We start from the raw sequence: 20,562 nt of genomic DNA on the forward strand, positions 1-20,562 counted from the left end.
CCGTTATGACAAACACTACCAATCCACACCGCCGCCGCTTCATCAAGACTGCCGGTACCGCCGGCTTATTAGCCTGGAGCGGCCTACCCGGCTGGCTCTCGGCGATGGAAGGCATGGGGCACATGCCAAAACTGCCCGCCCGTCGGGCATCGCCGAACTTCCGTCCGGATGTAGAAGTCGACCTAATTTGCAAACCGTCCGCCGTTTCCATCCTGCCCGGTCAAGCAACGCGCGTCATGCGCTATACAGCTACCCTCGTCAGGGGCCCAGCCGACACCGTATCGGAAATCCCCGGTTCGTATCTCGGTCCGATATTGCGCTTTCAAAAAGGTCAGAAAATTCGAATCAATCTGCATAACCAACTCAACGAAGCGTCCATTACCCACTGGCACGGCCTGCACGTGCCGGCAGAGATGGACGGTCATCCTCTATACGCGATCGATAAAGGCGAAAGCTTCGTTTACGAATTCGAAATGCTGAACCGTGCCAGCATGAACATTTACCATCCGCATCCGCACAATGCCACTGCCCGGCAAGTCTACATGGGATTGGCCGGCGCGATTTTGGTGAACGATAGCGAGGAAGCCAAATTGGACTTGCCTGCCGGCGAATACGAAGTCCCTATCGTCATACAGGACAGGATGTTCGACGTCAGCAACCAGTTCCAATACGTCCGTCACATGCACGACCGCATGATGGGCTTTTACGGCGATAGGATTTTAGTCAATGGCTTTGCCAACTTTCGCCTGGACGTTGCCAGCCGGGTCTACCGCTTTCGCATCATGAACGGCTCGACGGCGCGCATTTACAAGCTGGCCTGGGATGACAACACGCCGGTCACCGTCATCGGCACCGACGGTGGTTTGCTGGAACATCCAGTGGAAAAACCCTACGTTATGCTGGCTCCCGGCGAGCGCTTGGACGTTTGGGCTGATTTTAGCGGGCGTAGCGTCGGCTCCCAGCTGGTCATGCGCAGCCGTAGCTTTTCCGGCGCATTGCCGAGAATGGCCGAGCACATGATGGGCGGCATGCACGGTTCACCGTTAACCATGGGCAGCGATTATCCGATTTTCAGCGTCAAGGTAGGCCGCCAAGTCAGCGACAGCCCGAAATTGCCCAAGTTTCTGTCAAGCATACGCCGCTATGGCTTGAACGACACGGCCAATCCCGGCAAGCCGGTTCCCATCGGTATTTCCGAAGGCCCGATGCGCATGCTGTTGAACGGCAGACCGTATGCCTATAACGACGTGTTGCCTAGCGAACGCATTCCGGTCGACAGCGTTCAGCTGATGGAAATATTCCACGCACACGGCGGCGGCCATCAAGCCGACGAGTCCGCCGGCCACCGCATGGGCGGCATGGGCATGATGGGCGGAGGCATGCGCCATGGCGGCATGGGTATGCGCCACGGTAGCGAGCAGCAAGCAAACGGCACGGGATCTCGTATGGGCATGGGCGGTATGGGAGGCATGGGTATGATGATGTCCATGGCGCATCCCATCCACTTTCACGGCCAATATTTCCAGATTTTCGAGCGCAGCGGCGGTAGCGGTGCGGGCTACGCCAGCGTTAAGGACGGTTTTGTGGATAACGGCTGGAAAGATACCGTGCTGGTCATGCCGGGCGAACGCCTGAAGTTAATCAAGCCGTTCGAGGATTTTAAAGGCTTGTTCATGTTTCATTGCCACAACTTGGAACATGAAGACATGGGAATGATGCGGGAATTCTCGGTCGAATAAAGGCCTGCGACATTATGTCTCGCCGCCGCAACTGGCAAAGCCGCTATTCCCGTATAAAACTTGACGTTGTTATTTCGAGGTTATCGACCGACACAGGAGAGTAGGCTTATGACCTTCCAATCGAGAACGCTATCGATCGGCGGCATGCACTGCACGGGTTGCGAGGACGTCATTCGGCAAACGTTGGAAAGCTTGCCGGGTGTCGAACGCGCCGACGTGAGTTTTGCCAAGCAAGTTGGCGAAATTACCTTCGACGACTCCCGCATCGGCTTGGCGGAGCTGGAGCGCGCCGTTATCGGCAAAGGCTATTCAATCGGCGAGCCTGCAACCCGTTTTGCCGCTAAAGCCAGGCCTTGGTTGTTGTTTATGCTGCTGCTGTCGGTCGTCGGCGGCATTACATTCTGGGGTAAATCGAAAATGCCGGCTTTGATGCAAATGATGACGGCGCATTTGGATTTTGCGGCGTTGCTAGGCATCGGCTTTTTAACCGGATTTCATTGCATAGGCATGTGCGGCGGCTTTGTGGTCGGCTATACCGATACCGGTTTGCCCAAATGGCGGCAGATGCTGGCCCATCTGAGCTACGGCTTCAGTAAAACCTTATCCTATACCAGTCTGGGCGCCGGCTTTGGGCTGTTGGGATCGGCGATTGCGATTACGCCGCAGTTGCGCGGAGCGCTAGCCTTGGCCGCCAGTCTGTTTTTATTGCTGTACGGCTTGAGGATGCTCAATGTTTTCAGCGCGCTGCGGCGCTTTGTTCTGCGCTTGCCGGCAAAGCTGAACCGGGAGTTGCAGGAAAAAAGCCTGCGTACCCGCAGCCCGTGGCGCACCGGTTTACTCAGCGGTTTGTTGCTGGGCTGCGGCCCGCTACAAGCCATGTATGTGATGGCAGCCGGTAGTGGCGATCCGCTCCAAGGCGCCACGATACTCTTGCTGTTCGGCCTGGGTACCTTGATTCCACTGTGGGGGTTCGGACTATTCGCGACCTTGCTCAGCGCGAATGCCATGCGGCAATTGGTGCGGGTATCCGGGGTATTGGTCATCGTGATGGGAATCATGATGGCCCAACGCGGCATGCTGATGCTGCAAACCAATGTCATGCCTGCCATGCAGCAGCAGTCCGGCCACTAAGCCTTATGATTCGATTTGATAAGTGTGGGCAAAAGGGATTAATCCGCTTTATTAAATTAGAAAAATCTAATATTCTAACAATGCTTTCCAGCGTCAATCCGCTTCGATCACACCCAAACCGGAGAACACCCTTGCCGAATCGCCCCATAAAAAGCCAGCTGCCGCCCAATCGTTTTGCCTGGGAAATCGGCGTGGCGTTGTCGCTGAAAATCCTCTTATTGATTGGCCTATGGTTTCTGCTGTTTCGCTGGTTGGGCCAACCCTTACAACAAATCGATATAACCCGGCATTTTGCCCCTAAGGATCAAGCGACCATAAGCGCTCCCTCCCCCGCCACTCAACTTAGAAAATAAGGAGAACCGCCATGTTCGGTGATGATGTCGTCATGCTGTCCCGCATGCAATTCGGACTCACAGCGATGTACCACTTTTTATTCGTCCCGCTAACCTTGGGGATGACGTTTATCCTCGGCATCATGGAATCGGTGTACGTGATGACCGGCAAGGAAGTCTATAAGGACATGACCAAATTCTGGGGCAAACTGTTCGGAATCAATTTTGCCATGGGGGTGACCACCGGCATCACCCTGGAATTTCAATTCGGTACCAACTGGGCGTATTACTCGCATTATGTCGGCGACATCTTCGGACCCTTGCTGGCTAGCGAGGGTTGGATGGCGTTCTTTTTGGAATCCACTTTCGTCGGCCTGTTTTTCTTCGGCTGGGACAAACTCAGCAAGGTGCAGCACCTGGTCGTAACTTGGTTGCTGGCGGTCGGTACCAGTTTGTCGGCATTGTGGATTCTGATTGCCAACGGCTGGATGCAATATCCGGTGGGTGCCGAGTTCAATTACGAAACGCTGCGTATGGAAATGACCAGCTTCGCCGACGTGTTCTTTAACCCGGTCGCCCAAGTCAAATTCGTGCATACCGTCGCCGCGGGTTATGTCACCGGCTCGATGTTCGTGCTGGGAATCAGCTCCTGGTATTTATTGAACAAGCGCGACATCGGCTTCGCCCGCCGCTCGTTTTCGATCGCTTCCGCCTTCGGTCTGGCGTCGATTTTATCGGTCATCGTTTTAGGCGACGAAAGCGGTTATACCGAAGGCGAAACTCAGAAAATCAAATTGGCCGCCATCGAAGCCGAATGGGAAACCGAACCCGCTCCGGCCAGCTTTACCGCCTTCGGCATCCCGAACCAGCAACAGGAGCGCACCGACTATGCAATCAAAATTCCTTACGTGTTAGGCCTGATCGCCACCCGCTCGATAGACGAAGAAGTCAAAGGTTTAAAGGAACTGCGCAATGAGAGCGAAAAACGGGTTAAAAACGGCATGTTAGCCTACGGCGAACTGCAAAAACTGCGCGCTGGCGACAACAGCGATAACACCAAGCAGGCCTTTGAAACCCACAAAGCGGACCTAGGCTACGGCTTGCTGCTGAAAAAATACACCGACAACGTAGTGGATGCCGACGCCGCCACCATAGCCAAAGCGGCCAACGACACCATCCCCAAAGTGGCTCCGCTGTTTTGGACCTTCCGCATCATGGTGGCATGCGGTTTTACCATGTTGTTTATCTTCGCGATGAGCTTCTATTACTGCGCAACCCGGGTTGCCGACCAAAAGCGCTGGTTGATGCGGATGGCGGTTTGGTGCATCCCGCTGCCGTGGATAGCCGCGGAAACCGGCTGGTTCGTCGCCGAAGTTGGGCGTCAGCCGTGGACCATTTCCGGCGTGTTACCCACGCAACTGAGCGTTTCCAGCGTCAGCGCCGACCAGTTGTGGTTCAGCATCGGCGGCTTCGCTTTGTTCTATACCACGCTGTTGATCATCGAATTGTTTTTGATGTTCAAGTATGTGCGCTTAGGGCCGAGCAGCTTGCACACAGGGCGCTATTTCTTCGAACAAACTGCAATCGCCCACTAGAGGAGGCCAACATGCGCTACCCGATTATCCCCTTTCTGCTATCCGCCCTATTTGCAGTGTCGCTCCCGGTCTATGCCGATACGCCCGCTAGTCCGGCCCGTTTAGACCAAGTCGCCGAACGCGGCCGTCACGCCATGCCGTTCAACCTAGAAAAGACCCTGCATATATTCGAGAAAACCGCACACGGCGGGATTCAGCAGGTGATCGCCAATGATCCTAGCGACCAAACTCAAATCGGCCTGATCCGCCGGCATTTGGCGGAGCTGAACATGCGCTTCAAGCAGGGTGACTTTTCCCCCCAGCGCCAGGTGCACGGCGACACCATGCCCGGACTGGCCGAACTGGCCGCTAGTCACTCGCGCATTCAATTCAATTACCGCGAGCTCTCCAACGGGGCGGAAATCGAATACAGTGCCGAAGATCCGGGCTTGGTGGATGCAATCCATCGCTATTTCAACGCCCAATTGCGCGATCACGCCCGCCACGCGACCGACGGCAAACCGGCGCATTGCCAGCACATGCAGCATAAACACGCCGGCAAGCACCATCCGCATAACCAGGAGTAAGCCATGTTCGATTACGAAACGCTACGTTTGATCTGGTGGTTATTCATCGGCATCGTCGGCATCGCCTTTGCGATTACCGAAGGCTTCGATTTCGGCACCGGCACCTTGTTGCCCTTCGTCGGCAAAACCGACCTGGAACGGCGCATCATCCTCAACACGGTCGGCGCGACCTGGGAAGGGAACCAGGTGTGGCTGATTCTGCTGGGCGGCGCCATTTTCGCGATCTGGCCTCCGGTCTATGCCACCTTGTTCTCCGGCCTGTATGTCGCCATGCTGCTGGTCTTGTTTTCGCTATTTTTTCGCCCGGTCGGCTTCGATTACCGCAGCAAACTGGAAGATACCCGCTGGCGCAGCGCCTGGGATTGGGCGCTGTTTCTCGGCGGCACGCTGCCGCCGTTGCTGTTAGGCGTATTGGTCGGTAACTTGCTTCTAGGCTTGCCGTTCCACTTAGACCGGGATTTGCGGGCTTTTTACGACGGCTCGTTTTGGGGTTTGTTAAGCCCGTTCGCGTTGCTGTGCGGCGTCGGTGGCGTGCTGTTAACCAGCTTTCACGGCGCGCTGTTTTTAAAGTGGCGGAGCGAAGGCGTGGTCCATGCCCGCTCGATCAAGGCTATCTCAATCTTGGGTCCCGCTCTGCTCGCCGTGCTGGCCGTCATCACTTTTTGGACCTTCGCCGGCATCGATCGCCCGGAGCTGACCGCCATGGCCGGTACCGCCGCGCCATCCAACCCGCTGCATAAAACTGTGATCGCAAACGGTACCGGCTGGTGGGCGCATTTTACCGGGCATCCTTGGATGTTACTGGCGCCGCTTGCCGGCTTCGGCGGGTTTAGCCTGGCCTGGTTACTCGGCAAAGGTCGATCGCGCATGGCCGCATTTTGGGCCAGCAGTTTGGGCATAACCGGCATCGCCTTGACCGTGGGTTTCGGTTTGTTTCCGTTTCTGCTGATCTCCAGCACCGATCCCGGCTCCAGCCTGACGCTGTGGGACGCCAGTTCCAGCTACGCCACGCTGTCTCTGGCCTTCTGGATTACCGTGATATTTCTGCCCATCGTGCTGCTTTATACCCGCTGGGTTTACAAAATCATCTGGGGCAGCGTGACCGAATCCACTGTTTTAGAAGACAGCCATACACTTTATTGAGGAGACAAGCGATGTGGTACTTTACTTGGATACTTGGTGTCGGCTTTGCCGCGGCATTCGGCATCATTAATGCGATGTGGCTGGAATCGGTGTGTGACATCGATACCCACGGTATCGATCAATCTTGTGACACCCTGCATAAATCCGACTGAACCAGCAGTAACCGGCAGGTAGGCCTCTCGGCGCTACCTGTCGGCACTTTACCAGGCAAGACTAAGTCGCAGATAAACGCAGAATCAGTTGATACCTTCGACTAACAAATTATCGAAGGCGCTGGGTTTGTTGTACCAGGTGTAAAAGGCGATAGAGCCGAAGGCATGCGCGGTATCCACGACGCTGAATACCTTTTTACCGTCTATCCAGACTTCCAAAGTACTTCCGTTAGCAACCGCTTTCATCTGATAAGTCCGGCCTTGTACGTATGGGACTGCGTCGGCTTGCAGCACCGTGACTACGCCGCCGACCTTTTTGATCAAGCGTCTATACGCTCGTTCCTTATCCCAGGAAAACCGGTAGTAATTATTCGCGTCTTTATAACGGAACATCACGCCTATGTCGTCGTCGTCTCCGGAACGCATGGTGAAACTGGCTTGATAGTTGGTCCAACTCGAACCCGGGCCATAGCGCAGGAAGGTGCCTTTTTTATCCAAGGCGGTAGCTGTAGTCGGCGTGGAATAAATATCGCTTTTTTGCAGCAACTCGCCGTTTTCTATCGTCCAAATCGACGGCGCTAAATAGGTGCCTTCGTTCACTACCGTCCAATCGACCAAACCCCAACTGCCGTCAAACGGCTCGGCCAGCAATACGTCCGACGTGCCGGGTTCCAGGATGTTCAGGGTGTAGTCTTTGCTGGTTGATAAGCCGTTTTGGTCTGTTGCGCTCACCGTAAACGTCGAGCCGCCCGCCGCTGTCGGGATACCGGAAATTACCCCGGTCTCGGTATTCAGCGATAAGCCGTCGGGAAGCGCACCGCCTGCCAATGCAAAAGTTAAATTACCGTAGCCTATCGTTTCCAGCGCTTGAGAATAGGCCAAGCTGCGGGCGCCGTTGCTCAAACTATTCGTCATCAAAGTCGGACCGTCGAATATCCAGTGATCGGGTTTGTAAGCCCAAACTTCACCGGCGTTTTCGTTATGCACGCCAATAAATATGTCGTATTGATCGATATATTTCCATTTGCCGAGGATACCCGTTCCCGGGCCATAGCTCGGGGCTCCGACCGAATTGCCGACCGGCACTTTGTCCAGGGTTACCCGCGACGGGCTGGTGATGCTGGCGGACCAGACATCGCCATAACCGTTCCATAAGAAGAACTTTTTCCGCGCGGTGTCGTAGTCCATTCCATAAGTCGCAATTTTTGCCATGCCCGGGGTGTTATAAACCACTTGGGGTTTTTGGCTTTTATTGGTCGGAGAGGCTTTATCCAGTTCCCAAAGGGTGAATCCGGTCCCGCCGGCCCTTACGAACAGATTGTTTTCCAAATCCAATCCGGCCGCGCCTTGACCGCTGACGTAAAGATTTTTGATGCCGATCAGACTCCAAGTATCTTGCGCCGGGTCGGCAGGGTCGTTAATCGTGTATCGGAACAAACCGGAACTCGTGGTAAAGCTTTGGATGTAGATGACGTCCTTGCCGCCTTCTTCTCTATAGGCGGAAGCGCCTTCGACAAATGAGGCTATGGGCGCGTTGTCGCGGTTTTGCCACATGTTGCCGCCCTCGATGCTGGGATAAGCCGCACTGATGACGTTTGAGCCCGTGGTGCCGCCCACTTTATTCGGGTCGGCCAAGTCCGGATTCCAAAAATAAGGACCGGTCGGCGTTCTGGCCGGATAATCTTTTTCGAAGCGCCAACCGGTATTGAAAGCGGCTCCGCCAAAATTGACGAATCTATCCGCCACGGGGGCAAACACGTTGTTGTCGTAGGTATGCGAACTGGTGGGGGCATTTTCTACTCCGTCCACAGCTTCGAACACCGTCGTAGTGCCTGGTACCAGCCTAACATCGCTAGGCAACGAGCCGCGCGCCCACATCAAATCGTCCGCCCGCCACAGATACACCTCGTTGCCGGCATAGTTGGCGTGTCCGCCGCCCCAGAAAATCATCGCCCGCCGGTTGCTGTCCCAAGCCATAGAACTCCAGGCTTGCAATACCTTTTTCGGCGACCCGGAAACCGTATTGGGCGGCCACGGAATCAACGCCGTAGCCGGCCATACCGATTGAAAACTGTTTGTGTTCAACTTGACCCATTGGCCTGGACCGACGCTATTCAGTTTGTCCATTAAAGGATCGTCCGACGCCACAGCCATTCCCGAAACGGTAAGACTCAATATGCACGCCAGCGCATTTGTTACGGATTTCATATTCCCCTCCCAATCAACACAATTCGCCATGAGCTTCTAAATGAAGTAAAACTAAGTCATTCATCTATGGCATTTGAAATGAATGACGTATGTTTACTTAAACTCGGCGACGAATTTTCCTTATGGAATCAGATGCTTTAGTCGATTTGCGACCATACCAGCCAAGCTAAGCCGACTACGCGCACAGCATATCAGCCGAGAAGTAATTCACAAACTACCCAATAGTCATATTTTTTTTCCGGTCTTTATGGTATGCCGCCCTGACATCAGGGAGAAGGTCTTTCAAGAAAATCGGCTGCAACCGGGTATTACGCAAAACGGCAATCGCCCAGGCAAATGGAAGGTAGTTTGGTAGGAGCGACGCATAGTCGCGATGATGGCCTTACGAATCGCGGCTATGCGTCGCTCCTGCCATGACTTTCATAGTAAAAACAAAAAGGTGCGACCGGCTAAGCCGGCCGCACCTCCGCATGGTCAATCAACTAACTGCGCTGACGCGTTCGGCGTTCAAATCGGTACGACCTGCCCTACGCAACAGGACACCCAAGCCGGCCGCAAACAAGTACAGGGCGCCGGGTAGCGGTACCACCTGCACTGCCGCATTGGTAGTATCGGGAGCGAAATCGGATATTTGTCCGAAACCGGCCGGTAAACTACTGTCGCGCGGCCATAAATTCCACGTGTAAGCGGTTTTATCCAAACCTTGGCTAGGCAATAGTGAACCGTCGATAGTCGCCGTCAACTGATTGCCGTCGATAACTACCGTACCCGCGGCTAAAGAGGTAGACGCCGTTGCCGGGGTCAGGACTGTTACCGTACCGCTTGCGCTACCGGTCAACACCACGACCGAATCGAATACGATATCGGACAAACCATTCCCAGCAAACCGTGCCGTACCGGCACCGCGATCGAAACCTAGTACATAAATGCCGCCTGCAGAGCTACCGACCGCTGCCGCAAAACTAGCTTCGAAACGAAATACGTCGGTATTCGGATCGTAGCTAACCGAAGCCGCGGCAACGTCCAAATCTCCGAGGGTGCTACCGATATAGCCGGCAACGTAATCCCCTAACGGGTCGTTCACGGTGGCGGCCCGCGTAGACTCGGATGCAAACAGCAACGGGCACATCCAGAGCGTAAACCATACAACTTGCGAAAAAATTGTTTTCATAGTTTTCATCGAAATCCTCCTGAGACAGTATTTTTAAAGCCGGCGGAGCGTGACGTCATCTGGGCCGGCCGGACAAGCCGGAAAACGAGTATTTCCACACCTGATCGGTATGCAGAGATACTCTGCAGTGAATTCCCGTTACCGGCTTAAAAGTTCAATCGGCCTAACAGGATTTTGATTTTTGCGTTCGCATTGCCGACTACTGAAAAACTTACACGCCGTTTAACAAACTGGCGCCTCCTGTTTTTGTAGCGCGCTTGGCGGAAGGTCGAAAAAGCGTTTCATTAGAATGGACTCGAGCGGAGTGTCTTTAAGAATCCGTTTGATTTGTACAGCGCTATCGCCGTTTCCGTAGGGATGGGGAATTTCCGAATTCCAAGACCGGGTTTCGGAGTAGACGTGCCGTAGTGCGCCGGCGATGGCGTCGGCTTGCGGGGGGCAGTTGATCACGCTGGCCGCGCATAAGCGGCCGCGCTGGCGCTCGCCGATGTTCACGGTCGGTGTTTGCAGGGCGGGCGCTTCCAACAGGCCGCTGGAGGAATTGCCGACTACGGCGTCGACTTCGCGCAGCAGTGACAAATAGCGCAGAGACCCCAGCGAGACGAAGGCCGTCACCCGCTGCGGATGGTGTTCGCGGTAAGTGTTTATCATTTTGCCGATCACGCGTCCGTCGGCGTCGGCGTTGCTGTGAGTGAACACGATATGCGCGTCTTCGAAACGATCCAAGGCCTCCAGCAACTGCGCGAACTGTTCGCCGGCGCTGTCGCATTCTAGGGTGGTCGGGTGGAAAGTGACCAATAAGTTGCGCTCGCCCAGCTTGAAATCCAGGCTTTGCTCCAATTCGCGCCGGCTCAGTAGCCTCAGCCGGCGGATGTTATCCAAGCCGAGGGCGCCGACGTTGAATACCCGCTCGGGTTGTTCGCCGAGCTGTATCACCCGCTGCCGGTAGGCTTCGGCGGCAGTGAAGTGTAGATGCGACAGTTTGGTCAAGGAGTGGCGGATCGCATCGTCCACTGCGCCTTCCGTGAGTTCGCCGCCGTGGATGTGGGCAATGGGGATGCGCAAATTTAGAGCGGCTTGTGCGGCTGCAAAAATTTCGAAGCGGTCGCCCAGCACGACCAGCATGTCCGGTTGTAAATCGGCCAAGGCATCGGCAAAGCCGATCACGCCCAAACCTAGCGCTTTGGCGATACCGACCGGGGTATCGGACGACAGCAGCATTTCCACTTTGCGGTTGATGGGAAAACCGTCGGCGGCAATTTGCTGCCAGGTCAATCCGAATTCCGGCGACAAGTGCATGCCGGTGGCGACCAGTTGCAGTTGCAAATCCGGGTCGTTCACTATTTCCCGCAATAGCCAATAAAGCAGGCCGTACTCGGCGCGGGAGCCGGTGATGACGCAGAGTTTGCGCGGAATGGCCATTAGCTTGCCACGCTGCTCGGTATATTGACCAGACGTGCCGACAGCCGACGCGAGTTGGCCAAGCCGTCGGTTTGGCAATGACGAAACATGGGTAGGTCGGACATCAGTTCCCACAACGGGCGGGTCATCACATCGCGTGCATTGGTGTATGTCAAAAATGCGTCGCGTTGCGCCAAGTCGTTCAGCAGCAAGGCGTTTAGCCAATAGTTGGCGCTGGCTCCGGCGGGTTCCGGGAAAAAAGTCGCGCCGGTTTCGGCTGCCCATGCCGCATAGCGGGCGGCGAGCGTGCGCTTGGCGGCGATGAAGTGCGGCAATTGCTCCAGTTGCGCCAGACCCAGCGCGGCGTTCAGATTCGGCATGCGGTAGTTGTAGCCTATTTGATCGTGTTCGAACTTCCAGGGATGCGGCAGTTTGGCGGTAGTAGTCAAGTGCTTGGCTTTGGCGGCCAATTCGGCGTCGTCGGTCAAAATCATGCCGCCGCCGCCGGTGGTAATGATCTTGTTACCGTTAAAACTCAACACGCCCAGCAAGCCGAAGGTGCCACAGTGGCGGCCTTGCAGCCGGCTGCCCAGCGCTTCGGCCGCGTCTTCTACCATAGGTAAGTCGTATTCCCGGCAAATCTCGGTTAACGCCGGCATCTCGCACGGATGGCCGAGGCTATGCATCGGTAAACAGGCGGCGATACGCCGGCCGCTCCGTCGGTTGTAGATGCCGCCTGCGCGGCGTTCGGCGTACTGCGCCAAAAAATCGTCGAGCGAGGCGGCGGATAAACCCAAGGTCTCGGCTGCGATATCGAGAAAGACCGGTTCTGCGCCGCAATAGTGTATGGCATTGCAGGTGGCGACAAACGTGACGGCTTGGGTCAGCACCTCGTCGCCGGGCCGCACGCCGGCCAGCAATAAGGCGATATGCAAAGCCGCGGTGCCGTTAACCGTGGCGATGGCATGCGAGCTACCGCAGTACGTGGCAATTTGTTGTTCGAACTCGCCGACGTAAGGGCCGACGCTGGAGACGAAAGTGCTATCGATGACCTTATCTAAATAACGTTTTTCGTTGCCGGCGAAGTGAGGCGCGTGCAAGGGTATGAACTGATCGCTATGGTAAATTTCCCGGACCAGCCGGACAAAGCTTTCAAACATTGTAAATGTCCGTTTTGTACTTGCGCAGATTATCCGGGTCGCAGAACCAGGCGATGGTGCGGTTCAAGCCTTGTTCTAAGCCGACTTGTGGAATAAAACCGGTTAAGGCATTGATTTTACGGTTGTCGCAACATAAGCGGTTTACTTCCGAGGCGGCGGGACGCAAGCGTTGCTGGTCGGTGAGGAACTCCACGTCGCTTTGCATGAGGTGTTTGATCAGATTCAGCGTGTCGCCGATCGAAATTTCGAAATTGGAGCCGATGTTGACGATCTCGCCTACGGTTTGCGCGGATTCGGCCACGGCAATAAATCCCCGGCAGGTATCTTCCACGTAGTTGAAATCGCGGGTCGGGGTAAGGTCGCCGAGGTGGATCTGCTTTTTGCCGGCGGCTATCTGGGTGATGATGGTAGGAATGACGGCGCGCGCCGATTGTCTCGGCCCGTAGGTATTGAACGGCCGGGCGACGGTGACCGGCAAGCCGAAGGCGTGGAAAAAACTCATGGCCATCGCGTCGGCGCCGATTTTAGAGGCGCTGTAAGGCGATTGCGGTTGCAACGGGTGTTTTTCGTCTATCGGTACGTATTGCGCGCTGCCGTACACTTCCGAGGTCGAGGTATGCACCAAACGGGCTATTCCGGCGTCGCGTGCGGCTTGGCACAGGTTTAAGGTGCCGCGGATGTTGGTATCGACGTAGCTGTCCGGTGCTTGGTAGGAATAAGGAATGGCAATCAGCGCGGCCAGATGGAAAACAGTGTCGACATCCCGGCAGATTACTCGGCAAAAGTGCGCATCGCGCACGTCGCCGCAGACGATTTCGATATCGTTTTTACACGTCGTGTCGTCCAGCCAGCCCCAGTTGTTGAATGAATTGTAGTGCGCCAAGGCGCGCACCCTATAACCTTTGGCCGCCAACATCTCGGTTAAATGCGAGCCGATGAAGCCGTCGGCGCCGGTCACTAATACCTTTTTCATACCAAACCTTGCTTAACGTAAGCCTCTGCGATGGCCCAATCTTCGGCCGTATCGATATCCAAGCTTTGCACGGCGTTCATGATCAGCGGCGCGGCGCGCGGCGGATAAAACGAGCCGTGTTCCGTTAAATAGGCGGATTTGCACAAATACATGGCGCCGTTCGGGGTTAGTAGCGGTGAGCTTTGCTGCCGGCTGGTCTGAGTGGGGCGTCGTGTGTCTAATGCCTGCAGGAAGCCCTGTTCCCGGCGAAATAGCGTGGTTAAATCGCGGTGGATTTCCTTGCAGCCGATTACCGAATCCGCACCGACGGCGTCGACTAATTCGACCGCTTGGCGAAGTATAGACGGCGGACGAAACGGCGAAGTGGGCTGTAGCCACATGGTAAGCTCGGGTAAGTAGCCGTGTTCGGAGTCAAACCATTCCAAGGCATGTCGTATGACTTGCATAGCCGATGCGTCGTCTCCGGCGTGTTGCGCCGGCCTGAGATAGGGGACTCGTAAGCCGAGCCGCCGACCTAATTCGGCATAATCGCTACTGTCGGTAGACAGGATTGCCAAGGTGTCGGACAAATCGCCGGCCAACACGGCCTCTGCCGTCCATTGCAGCAACGGTTTGCCGGCCAATGGCTTGACGTTTTTATCCGCTATGCCTTTGGAGCCGCTACGGGCGGGTACGATGATTAAGAGCCGAATGTCTGGACGCATTGGGGGCGAAAGCTATGGGTCTGGGTTAGTGATTTAGTTCGGTAACGGCCGCTATTGGCGTGTAACGATAGGTCAGTCGTTGCGGGTTCGTCAAAAAAATGGCAGCGCCGGGCTATTGAGCGGCAAGTTTACGCTTGGGGCGGCAAAATTTCGCAGCCCATCGAATGATAAGGTGCGGAAATTTTGGCGCATTATTGACATGTTTTTCATGTAATAGACTGAATTAAAAATAAGTTTTATTAGTTTGGCACGGAAAGTGAATTCATTGGGTAACGGCAATCATGCCTGATCCATTTAAGAATTTGCAGGAGAACGATCATGCCATCATCAATGGTCATAAATACCAACATCGCTTCGCTGACAAGCCAGAAGTTTTTGAGCCGGACCAACGACGGTCTGCAAACTTCGATGGAACGGTTGTCGTCCGGTTTGAGAGTGAATAGCGCTAAAGACGACGCGGCCGGTTTGGCCATAGCCGACAGGATGACCTCGCAGATTCGCGGCATGACGGTCGCGATGCGCAACGCCAACGACGGTATCTCGATGGCGCAAAACGCCGAGGCCGGCATGGGCAATATTACCGATACCTTGCAACGCATGCGCGATCTTGCGGTGCAAGCGGCTAACACGGCGGCGGTCAGTTCCAGCGACCGGCAGAAATTGCAAACCGAATTCAAACAACTCGGCCAGGAATTGAAGCGGATTATTCAAAATACCGAATTCAACGGCAAAAAAATCTTGGCAGGCAGTTTGAAAGGTGCAAATTTTCAAGTCGGCGCGAATGCCGGTACCGATAACCAAGTGTCGGTTACGGTCAGTAATTTGCTTTCGATCAGCGGCTTGAACGTGTTGTTCGGAAACAGTTACAGTATCGGTTCCAATGCTACCTCGATTAGGGTGCGTTCGGCCATCAGCCGGATAGACGTAGCCGTCGAGCGGGTCGATATTTTTAGGTCTAAACTGGGGGCGATACAAAATCGCTTCGTGACTACTATTGCCAACTTGCAATCTTCGATCGAAAACCAAAGCGCTGCGCGCTCCAGGATTATCGACGCGGATTTTGCGGTGGAAACGGCGAACCTCAGTAAAGCGCAAATTTTGCAACAAGCGGGAACGGCAATGCTGGCGCAAGCGAATCAAGTGACTCAAGGCGTGCTGCAACTGTTGCGGTAAGCTTCGGAAAGTAGGTATGCGATGGATGAAAACAATTGGATTGAAGACCAGGGCTTAGGGCCAGTTAGCGTTAATCGGTTCGGAGAGCGTTTTTTTTTCAACCTGAACCGGCATGCCTTCGATCGAACCGGGGCCGAAGCCTTGTTCGATGCCAAGTTTTCGGAAACGCTGTTCAAGGAAGATTCGCTCAATATCATCGTCGGTACCGATTCCGGTTTGTTGCCGCGTTACGTGCAGAACCGGGGCGTACCCAAAGGGGCGCGTTATATTTTCGTCGAGCCGGACGAGGTGCTGTCTGCGCTGCAAAGCCACGGTATGTTGGCGGATTTGGACGAGCGCATCGTCTGCGTGGACTTGGCGCATTGGGGCGACGCCATCGCCCGCTTCAAAATTACCGATTATTTCTACATAGAGGCCGTCCGTTCCTTCAACGCCGTTTGCGCCCAGGATGATTTCATCTTGAAATATGCCGAACTGAGTTGGCATTTAACCGAGACGCTGTCGCAATTGCATTGGCAAAACAGCGTTGAGTTGGGTATGGAAGCCTTCATTACCCGCCAGCTGGACAACGTTGCCGATAACCGGCGTCCGGCGATTTTGCTAAAAAACCTGTTCAAACACCAGACCGTCGCGGTGCTTGCCGGCGGACCGTCGCTAGACGAAGCGCTGCCTTGGGTAAAGGCCAATCGCCGGCGTTTGGTAGTGTTTGCCGTGTCGCGTATAGCGCGGCAATTGCTTGCCGCTGAAATCGAGCCCGATTTCGTTTTTTCGGTAGACCCTACCGAACTGAGCTTCGACATTAGCAAAGAAATGCTGAGGTTCAGTGACAAAGTGACTTTCATTTGTTCCTATCATACCGTCCCCTCGTTGTTGAGTCAGTGGCTGGGCAATGTGTTTTATTTAGGCGAGCGTTTCCCTTGGTCTTCGCCGTTGAACGTAGCGAACTTGGGCAGTGCCGGGCCGACCGTGACCAATACCGCTTTGAATGTCGCTTACGACATGGGGGCTCGGCAAATCGTGCTGGCCGGGGTGGATTTGTGTTTTACCCGAGAAGGCTTTACGCATGCGAAAGGCAGCGACGAACAGCTGGCGGGACCGCGATTCAATTTGACGTCCTTGCAAGTCGAAACCAACGCCGGTTTTTTGGCGCCTACCAGCTGCGACTTTGCTCAGGCCATCCGTTCGTTGAGTGTGCAAGCCAAGCGTTTGACGGGATTAGGTTGCCGGCTGATCAACGCGTCCGGCGCTGCGGCAAAGGTCGAACATGTGGACTTTTTACCCCTGTCCGCCATCGTTTTGCCGGGCGAGCCGGTAGATGCGCCGAGTATGGTGGCTGCCGGATTGTCCGGCGTGGAAGACGACGACCATTACTTTCGCGCGGCGAAACAAGAGCTCAAACGCGCGCAATTTCAAATTCAGGCTATCGCCAAGCTGGCGGAAAACGCCCGGCGGATTAACGATCAGATGTACGATGTGTCCGGCGTGATTGTCCATTACAAAGACAAACAAAATTTGGACAGGATAGAGAAAAAGTTCAAGCGCGAATACCGGCAGTTCAGCAAGCTGGTCAAGCGTTTCGGCATTCGCCGATTCATCAAATTAGCCAAACCCTTCGTCGACGAGGAGTGGAGTGCGGAGGAAGCCAAGCGCTTGGGCAACGTATATTACGACGCCTATTTGGAGGGCGCTAATAAACTCGCGCAATTGCTGGATCAATCGCTACGGCGCATAGCGGTCAGGGAGGCCGAGTTAGTGCAAGTGCCGGATCTTCGATGGTTGTGCGAACACTATCGGCAAGAGCGAAGTTTCGGCCGGATTCGGCGTTGGTGTACGCCTTTCGTAACCCAAGTCTTGTCGGCTCAGGACCGGCAGGCTGCCGCGGAGCTGCTTAGCGAATTCGAACAAGTCATTGAAAACAAACAGACCCGGCATTTTGCTAGGGCCAAGAGCTATAGCAATTTGGCCACGGTAAAGCAGCGTGCGGCGCTGTTGTTCAAGCATCAAAAAATGGCGGAATTGCAGGATTTACAGTCCGCTTTGAATAAACACGAACAAGCGTCGTCGGTCGAGGTTTACCGCTGGTTGATCACCGCTTACTTGGCCGAATTGCAAGCGAATGCCGATGAGGCGCTTGAGGCTTACCAAAAAATAGTCGATGCCGGAGAGTTGTTGCTGGAGGAAGCGTTGAGTCGGATTGCCGCTATCGCTATCGATAAGGAAGACGCCGCTACCTCCGATTTGGCTTTACGCTGTTTGTCCGGTCTCAACCCGATTTATTTGCCGCATTATGCGGAAATTCGCCGGTTACACGACGATGTGATAGGGGCTATCGATGCCTATAACGATTATATCCGTCAATTTCCGGACGATACGCCGGTACAGATCAAATTGGCAACGTTGTATATGGAATGCCGTTTGTACGACGGAGCGGAGCTGATGCTGGACTACCTTTTGAAAAATAAGCCGGGTTTGGAGGTTGTCGGTAATTTGCAGCGGCAATTGCAAGCGCTTAAACAAGCCGGATAGTTAAAGCTTTGCGTTTGCCGGCCGATAAAGGCTGCGACGTTATCACGCTTTATGGAGGCGATTATGGTCGATTCAGTATCGGGTGGCAGTGCGCCGGGGTTAATGACGGCTTTGATGAAAGAAGCCGGCGCCAAGCAAACTTTAGAAGTCACAATGGTAAAAAAGGCCCAAGACGTGCAGCAAATGCAAGGCGAGGCGGCGGTTAAGTTGATCGAGAATGCAGGCAATGTGGCGCCGGCCGGCGGTATTGATGTGCACGCTTGATGCGCGCTGTTCAAGGCTTTTTCAGAATCAGTTCCAACACCATTTTGCTGCCGAAATAGGCCAGCAATAACAAGACAAATCCGATCAACGTCCACTGGATGGCGGTGCTACCCCGCCATCCATAACGTACCCGTCCCGCCAACAACCCGGAAAAGATAATCCAAGCGATGATGGACAACACGGTTTTATGCACGAGATGTTGAGCAAACACATCTTCGATAAACAGGAAGCCGGTAGTTAACGAGGCCGTCAGAAAAAACAGTCCGGAAGCGATCATCTGAAACAACAGGGTTTCCATGGCCTGCAAGGGGGGCAGGGCCATAATCATGCGCTTGGGTTTGTGGCTGCGCAGCTGTTGATCTTGAATCGCCAGCAAGATGGCTTGTAGCGCAGCGATATTCAGCAAGCTGAAGGCTACGATGGACGACAAAATATGCAAGCTCATCCGCCAATTTTGCGCCGCGAAATGGTGGCTTTGCGGTGGGAATGCCATATCCAAACCCAAGGCGAGTGCCGCGATAGGAAATACGGCGATGCCTAATTTTTCAACAGGCTTATCGAAAGCCGCAATTTGCAGTATCAGCACAATGAAAAACGCAACCAGCACGGCTGCGTTGAAAAATCCAAAATTGAAGCCATTTTGTTGTTGAAATAATCCGATTAGATACAGGGCGTGTAAAACCGCGCCGAGCCAGGCGAATCGGCCGGACATTTTGTGGTTTTCGCGGCGGCTGATCAGCTCGCCGATAGTCGAAGACGAGGCTATCAAATAACCGATAATCGACGAAATGCCGATGACTATGCTGCTCATATGGGTTTTCGGGAAATCGAAAAGCGTTGCCAAAGGCTTATGTTAAACTATGCGGTCGGATTGTTCTAACTCCGCGTTAGCACTAGCCGGGCCCTTTATCAGTTTTATGAAGACGCAGATATGTTTGATAACTTAACCGATCGCCTAAGCGGCACATTAAAAAAATTAAAAGGCCAAGGTCGATTGACCGAAGCAAACATCAAAGACACGATGCGCGAAGTGCGTATGGCTTTGTTGGAAGCCGACGTGGCGCTACCGGTCGTGACCGAGTTTATCGAACAAGTCACGGAACGCGCGTTGGGCCAGGAAGTACAAACTAGCCTGTCTCCTGGGCAGGCGATGATCAAGATCGTGCAGGCGGAACTGATTAAAGTGATGGGTTCCGCCAACGAAGAATTGAGTTTGCGTACTCAGCCGCCGGCGGTAGTGTTGATGGCGGGCTTGCAAGGTGCCGGTAAGACCACGACCGTTGCTAAGTTGGGCCGGCATTTAAAGGAAAAGAAAAAGAAAAAAGTCGGGGTCGTCAGTGTGGACGTGTACCGGCCGGCTGCGATCAAGCAGTTGGAAACGTTGGCGAACGAGGTCGGTTTGCGTTTTTTCGAAAGCGAAGCGTCCGAAAATCCTATAGACATAGTCAACCGGGCTTTGGATGCGGCCAAACGCCAATTTATCGATGTGTTGATCGTCGATACAGCCGGGCGCTTGCACATAGATGCGGAGATGATGGACGAAATCAAGGTTTTGCATGCAGCCATCAATCCTATCGAAACCCTGTTTGTCGTGGATAGCATGACCGGTCAGGATGCTGCCAATACTGCAAAGGCATTTCACGATGCCTTGCCGTTGACCGGCGTCGTATTGACCAAGGCCGACGGTGATGCGCGGGGCGGTGCGGCATTATCCATCCGGCACATTACCGGCAAGCCGATTAAGTTTATCGGCATGGGTGAGAAAACCGATGCCTTGGAGCCGTTTTATCCGGATCGTCTGGCTTCCCGGATTTTAGGCATGGGTGACATGTTGTCCTTGATCGAGGACATAGAAAGTAAAGTCGATAAAAAGAAAGCTGAACAGCTGGCGAAGAAGATTCAAAAAGGCAAAAGCTTCGATTTGAACGATTTGAAAGAGCAATTGGAGCAAATGCAGAGCATGGGCGGTATAGGTGCCATGATGGATAAATTGCCCGGCATGAACAACGTACCCAAGGAAGTTAAGGAAAAAGTCAACGACAAAGATCTGGCCAGACAAATTGCGGTCATCAACTCCATGACGCTGCAAGAACGCAAATTTCCTGAGCTGATTAAAGGCAGTCGCAAGGAGCGTATCGCCAAAGGTTGCGGGTTGGATTTGCAGGCCGTTAACCGCGTACTCAAGCAGCATCAAATGATGGAAAAGATGATGAAGAAATTCAGCAAGGGCAATATTGCCAACATGATGCGCGGTTTAAAGGGCAATATGCGCGGTATGCGCATGTGAAGGAACGATTTATGCTTCACTTCTGAAAAAAATCGCG

General features: G+C 54.3%; 18 protein-coding genes. 11 read left to right on the forward strand and 7 right to left on the reverse strand.

Features of this window, described 5'->3' with window-relative positions:
* Positions 1–5 precede the first annotated feature (5 nt).
* From F1E05_RS02660 to cydX, 7 genes are all read left to right on the forward strand, one after another.
* Positions 6–1,739 (forward strand): multicopper oxidase family protein, encoded by a 1,734-nt coding sequence (locus F1E05_RS02660; RefSeq protein ID WP_150046500.1) that lies wholly within the window; start codon positions 6–8, stop codon positions 1,737–1,739.
* A gap of 108 nt (positions 1,740–1,847) precedes the next feature.
* A complete protein-coding gene (locus F1E05_RS02665) occupies positions 1,848–2,870 on the forward strand; it encodes an urease accessory protein UreH domain-containing protein (RefSeq protein ID WP_150046502.1) in 1,023 nt (340 codons plus the stop codon).
* A gap of 131 nt (positions 2,871–3,001) precedes the next feature.
* Positions 3,002–3,223 (forward strand): hypothetical protein, encoded by a 222-nt coding sequence (locus tag F1E05_RS02670; protein ID WP_150046504.1) that lies wholly within the window; start codon positions 3,002–3,004, stop codon positions 3,221–3,223.
* Between the two features lie 11 nt (positions 3,224–3,234).
* Positions 3,235–4,797: a cytochrome ubiquinol oxidase subunit I gene (locus F1E05_RS02675; RefSeq protein WP_150046506.1), complete on the forward strand. Its 1,563-nt coding sequence runs from the start codon at positions 3,235–3,237 to the stop codon at positions 4,795–4,797.
* Positions 4,798–4,808: 11 nt separating this feature from the next.
* On the forward strand, positions 4,809–5,363 hold the full coding sequence (locus F1E05_RS02680) for an aspartate carbamoyltransferase (RefSeq protein WP_197737406.1): 555 nt from the start codon (positions 4,809–4,811) through the stop codon (positions 5,361–5,363).
* Between the two features lie 3 nt (positions 5,364–5,366).
* Entirely contained in the window at positions 5,367–6,506 is a 1,140-nt protein-coding gene (cydB, locus tag F1E05_RS02685) for a cytochrome d ubiquinol oxidase subunit II (protein ID WP_150046508.1), read from the forward strand.
* 11 nt (positions 6,507–6,517) lie between these two features.
* The gene (cydX, locus tag F1E05_RS02690; protein ID WP_150046510.1) at positions 6,518–6,658 is read left to right on the forward strand and encodes a cytochrome bd-I oxidase subunit CydX; all 141 of its coding nucleotides are present in this window, start codon (positions 6,518–6,520) and stop codon (positions 6,656–6,658) included.
* Positions 6,659–6,742: 84 nt separating this feature from the next.
* Here the strand turns inward: cydX and F1E05_RS02695 are convergent, their stop codons facing one another.
* The 6 genes from F1E05_RS02695 to F1E05_RS02720 form a co-directional block, all read right to left on the reverse strand.
* Positions 6,743–8,866, reverse strand: coding sequence for a putative Ig domain-containing protein (locus tag F1E05_RS02695; protein WP_197737407.1), 2,124 nt, complete (start codon positions 8,864–8,866; stop codon positions 6,743–6,745).
* A 478-nt stretch (positions 8,867–9,344) separates the two neighbouring features.
* Complete coding sequence (locus F1E05_RS02700) at positions 9,345–10,037, reverse strand: hypothetical protein (RefSeq protein ID WP_232056756.1); 693 nt, start codon at positions 10,035–10,037, stop codon at positions 9,345–9,347.
* A gap of 222 nt (positions 10,038–10,259) precedes the next feature.
* Complete coding sequence (gene neuC / locus F1E05_RS02705; protein ID WP_150046516.1) at positions 10,260–11,459, reverse strand: UDP-N-acetylglucosamine 2-epimerase; 1,200 nt, start codon at positions 11,457–11,459, stop codon at positions 10,260–10,262.
* The gene (locus F1E05_RS02710; RefSeq protein ID WP_150046517.1) at positions 11,459–12,598 is read right to left on the reverse strand and encodes a LegC family aminotransferase; all 1,140 of its coding nucleotides are present in this window, start codon (positions 12,596–12,598) and stop codon (positions 11,459–11,461) included. Before F1E05_RS02710 ends, neuC begins: the two co-directional genes overlap by 1 nt.
* Positions 12,591–13,571 (reverse strand): NAD-dependent 4,6-dehydratase LegB, encoded by a 981-nt coding sequence (locus F1E05_RS02715; RefSeq protein WP_150046519.1) that lies wholly within the window; start codon positions 13,569–13,571, stop codon positions 12,591–12,593. The genes F1E05_RS02710 and F1E05_RS02715 overlap by 8 nt, the downstream gene beginning before the upstream one ends.
* Positions 13,568–14,275 (reverse strand): acylneuraminate cytidylyltransferase family protein, encoded by a 708-nt coding sequence (locus F1E05_RS02720; RefSeq protein ID WP_150046520.1) that lies wholly within the window; start codon positions 14,273–14,275, stop codon positions 13,568–13,570. The genes F1E05_RS02715 and F1E05_RS02720 overlap by 4 nt, the downstream gene beginning before the upstream one ends.
* Before the next feature lie 318 nt (positions 14,276–14,593).
* Here F1E05_RS02720 and F1E05_RS02725 point away from each other — a divergent pair, with 318 nt between their 5' ends.
* The 3 genes from F1E05_RS02725 (at position 14,594) to F1E05_RS02735 (ending at position 18,238) form a co-directional block, all read left to right on the forward strand.
* Entirely contained in the window at positions 14,594–15,448 is an 855-nt protein-coding gene (locus F1E05_RS02725; protein ID WP_190303229.1) for a flagellin N-terminal helical domain-containing protein, read from the forward strand.
* A 21-nt stretch (positions 15,449–15,469) separates the two neighbouring features.
* Positions 15,470–17,974 (forward strand): motility associated factor glycosyltransferase family protein, encoded by a 2,505-nt coding sequence (locus F1E05_RS02730; RefSeq protein ID WP_150046522.1) that lies wholly within the window; start codon positions 15,470–15,472, stop codon positions 17,972–17,974.
* Between the two features lie 63 nt (positions 17,975–18,037).
* Positions 18,038–18,238 (forward strand): hypothetical protein, encoded by a 201-nt coding sequence (locus F1E05_RS02735; RefSeq protein ID WP_150046524.1) that lies wholly within the window; start codon positions 18,038–18,040, stop codon positions 18,236–18,238.
* A gap of 10 nt (positions 18,239–18,248) precedes the next feature.
* Here the strand turns inward: F1E05_RS02735 and F1E05_RS02740 are convergent, their stop codons facing one another.
* Positions 18,249–19,049, reverse strand: coding sequence for a cytochrome C assembly family protein (locus F1E05_RS02740; protein WP_150046526.1), 801 nt, complete (start codon positions 19,047–19,049; stop codon positions 18,249–18,251).
* 120 nt (positions 19,050–19,169) lie between these two features.
* Here F1E05_RS02740 and ffh point away from each other — a divergent pair, with 120 nt between their 5' ends.
* Positions 19,170–20,525: a signal recognition particle protein gene (ffh, locus tag F1E05_RS02745; RefSeq protein WP_150046528.1), complete on the forward strand. Its 1,356-nt coding sequence runs from the start codon at positions 19,170–19,172 to the stop codon at positions 20,523–20,525.
* The last annotated feature ends 37 nt before the right edge of the window (positions 20,526–20,562 follow it).

Source organism: Methylomonas rhizoryzae (assembly GCF_008632455.1).
GTDB classification, from domain to species: domain Bacteria; phylum Pseudomonadota; class Gammaproteobacteria; order Methylococcales; family Methylomonadaceae; genus Methylomonas; species Methylomonas rhizoryzae.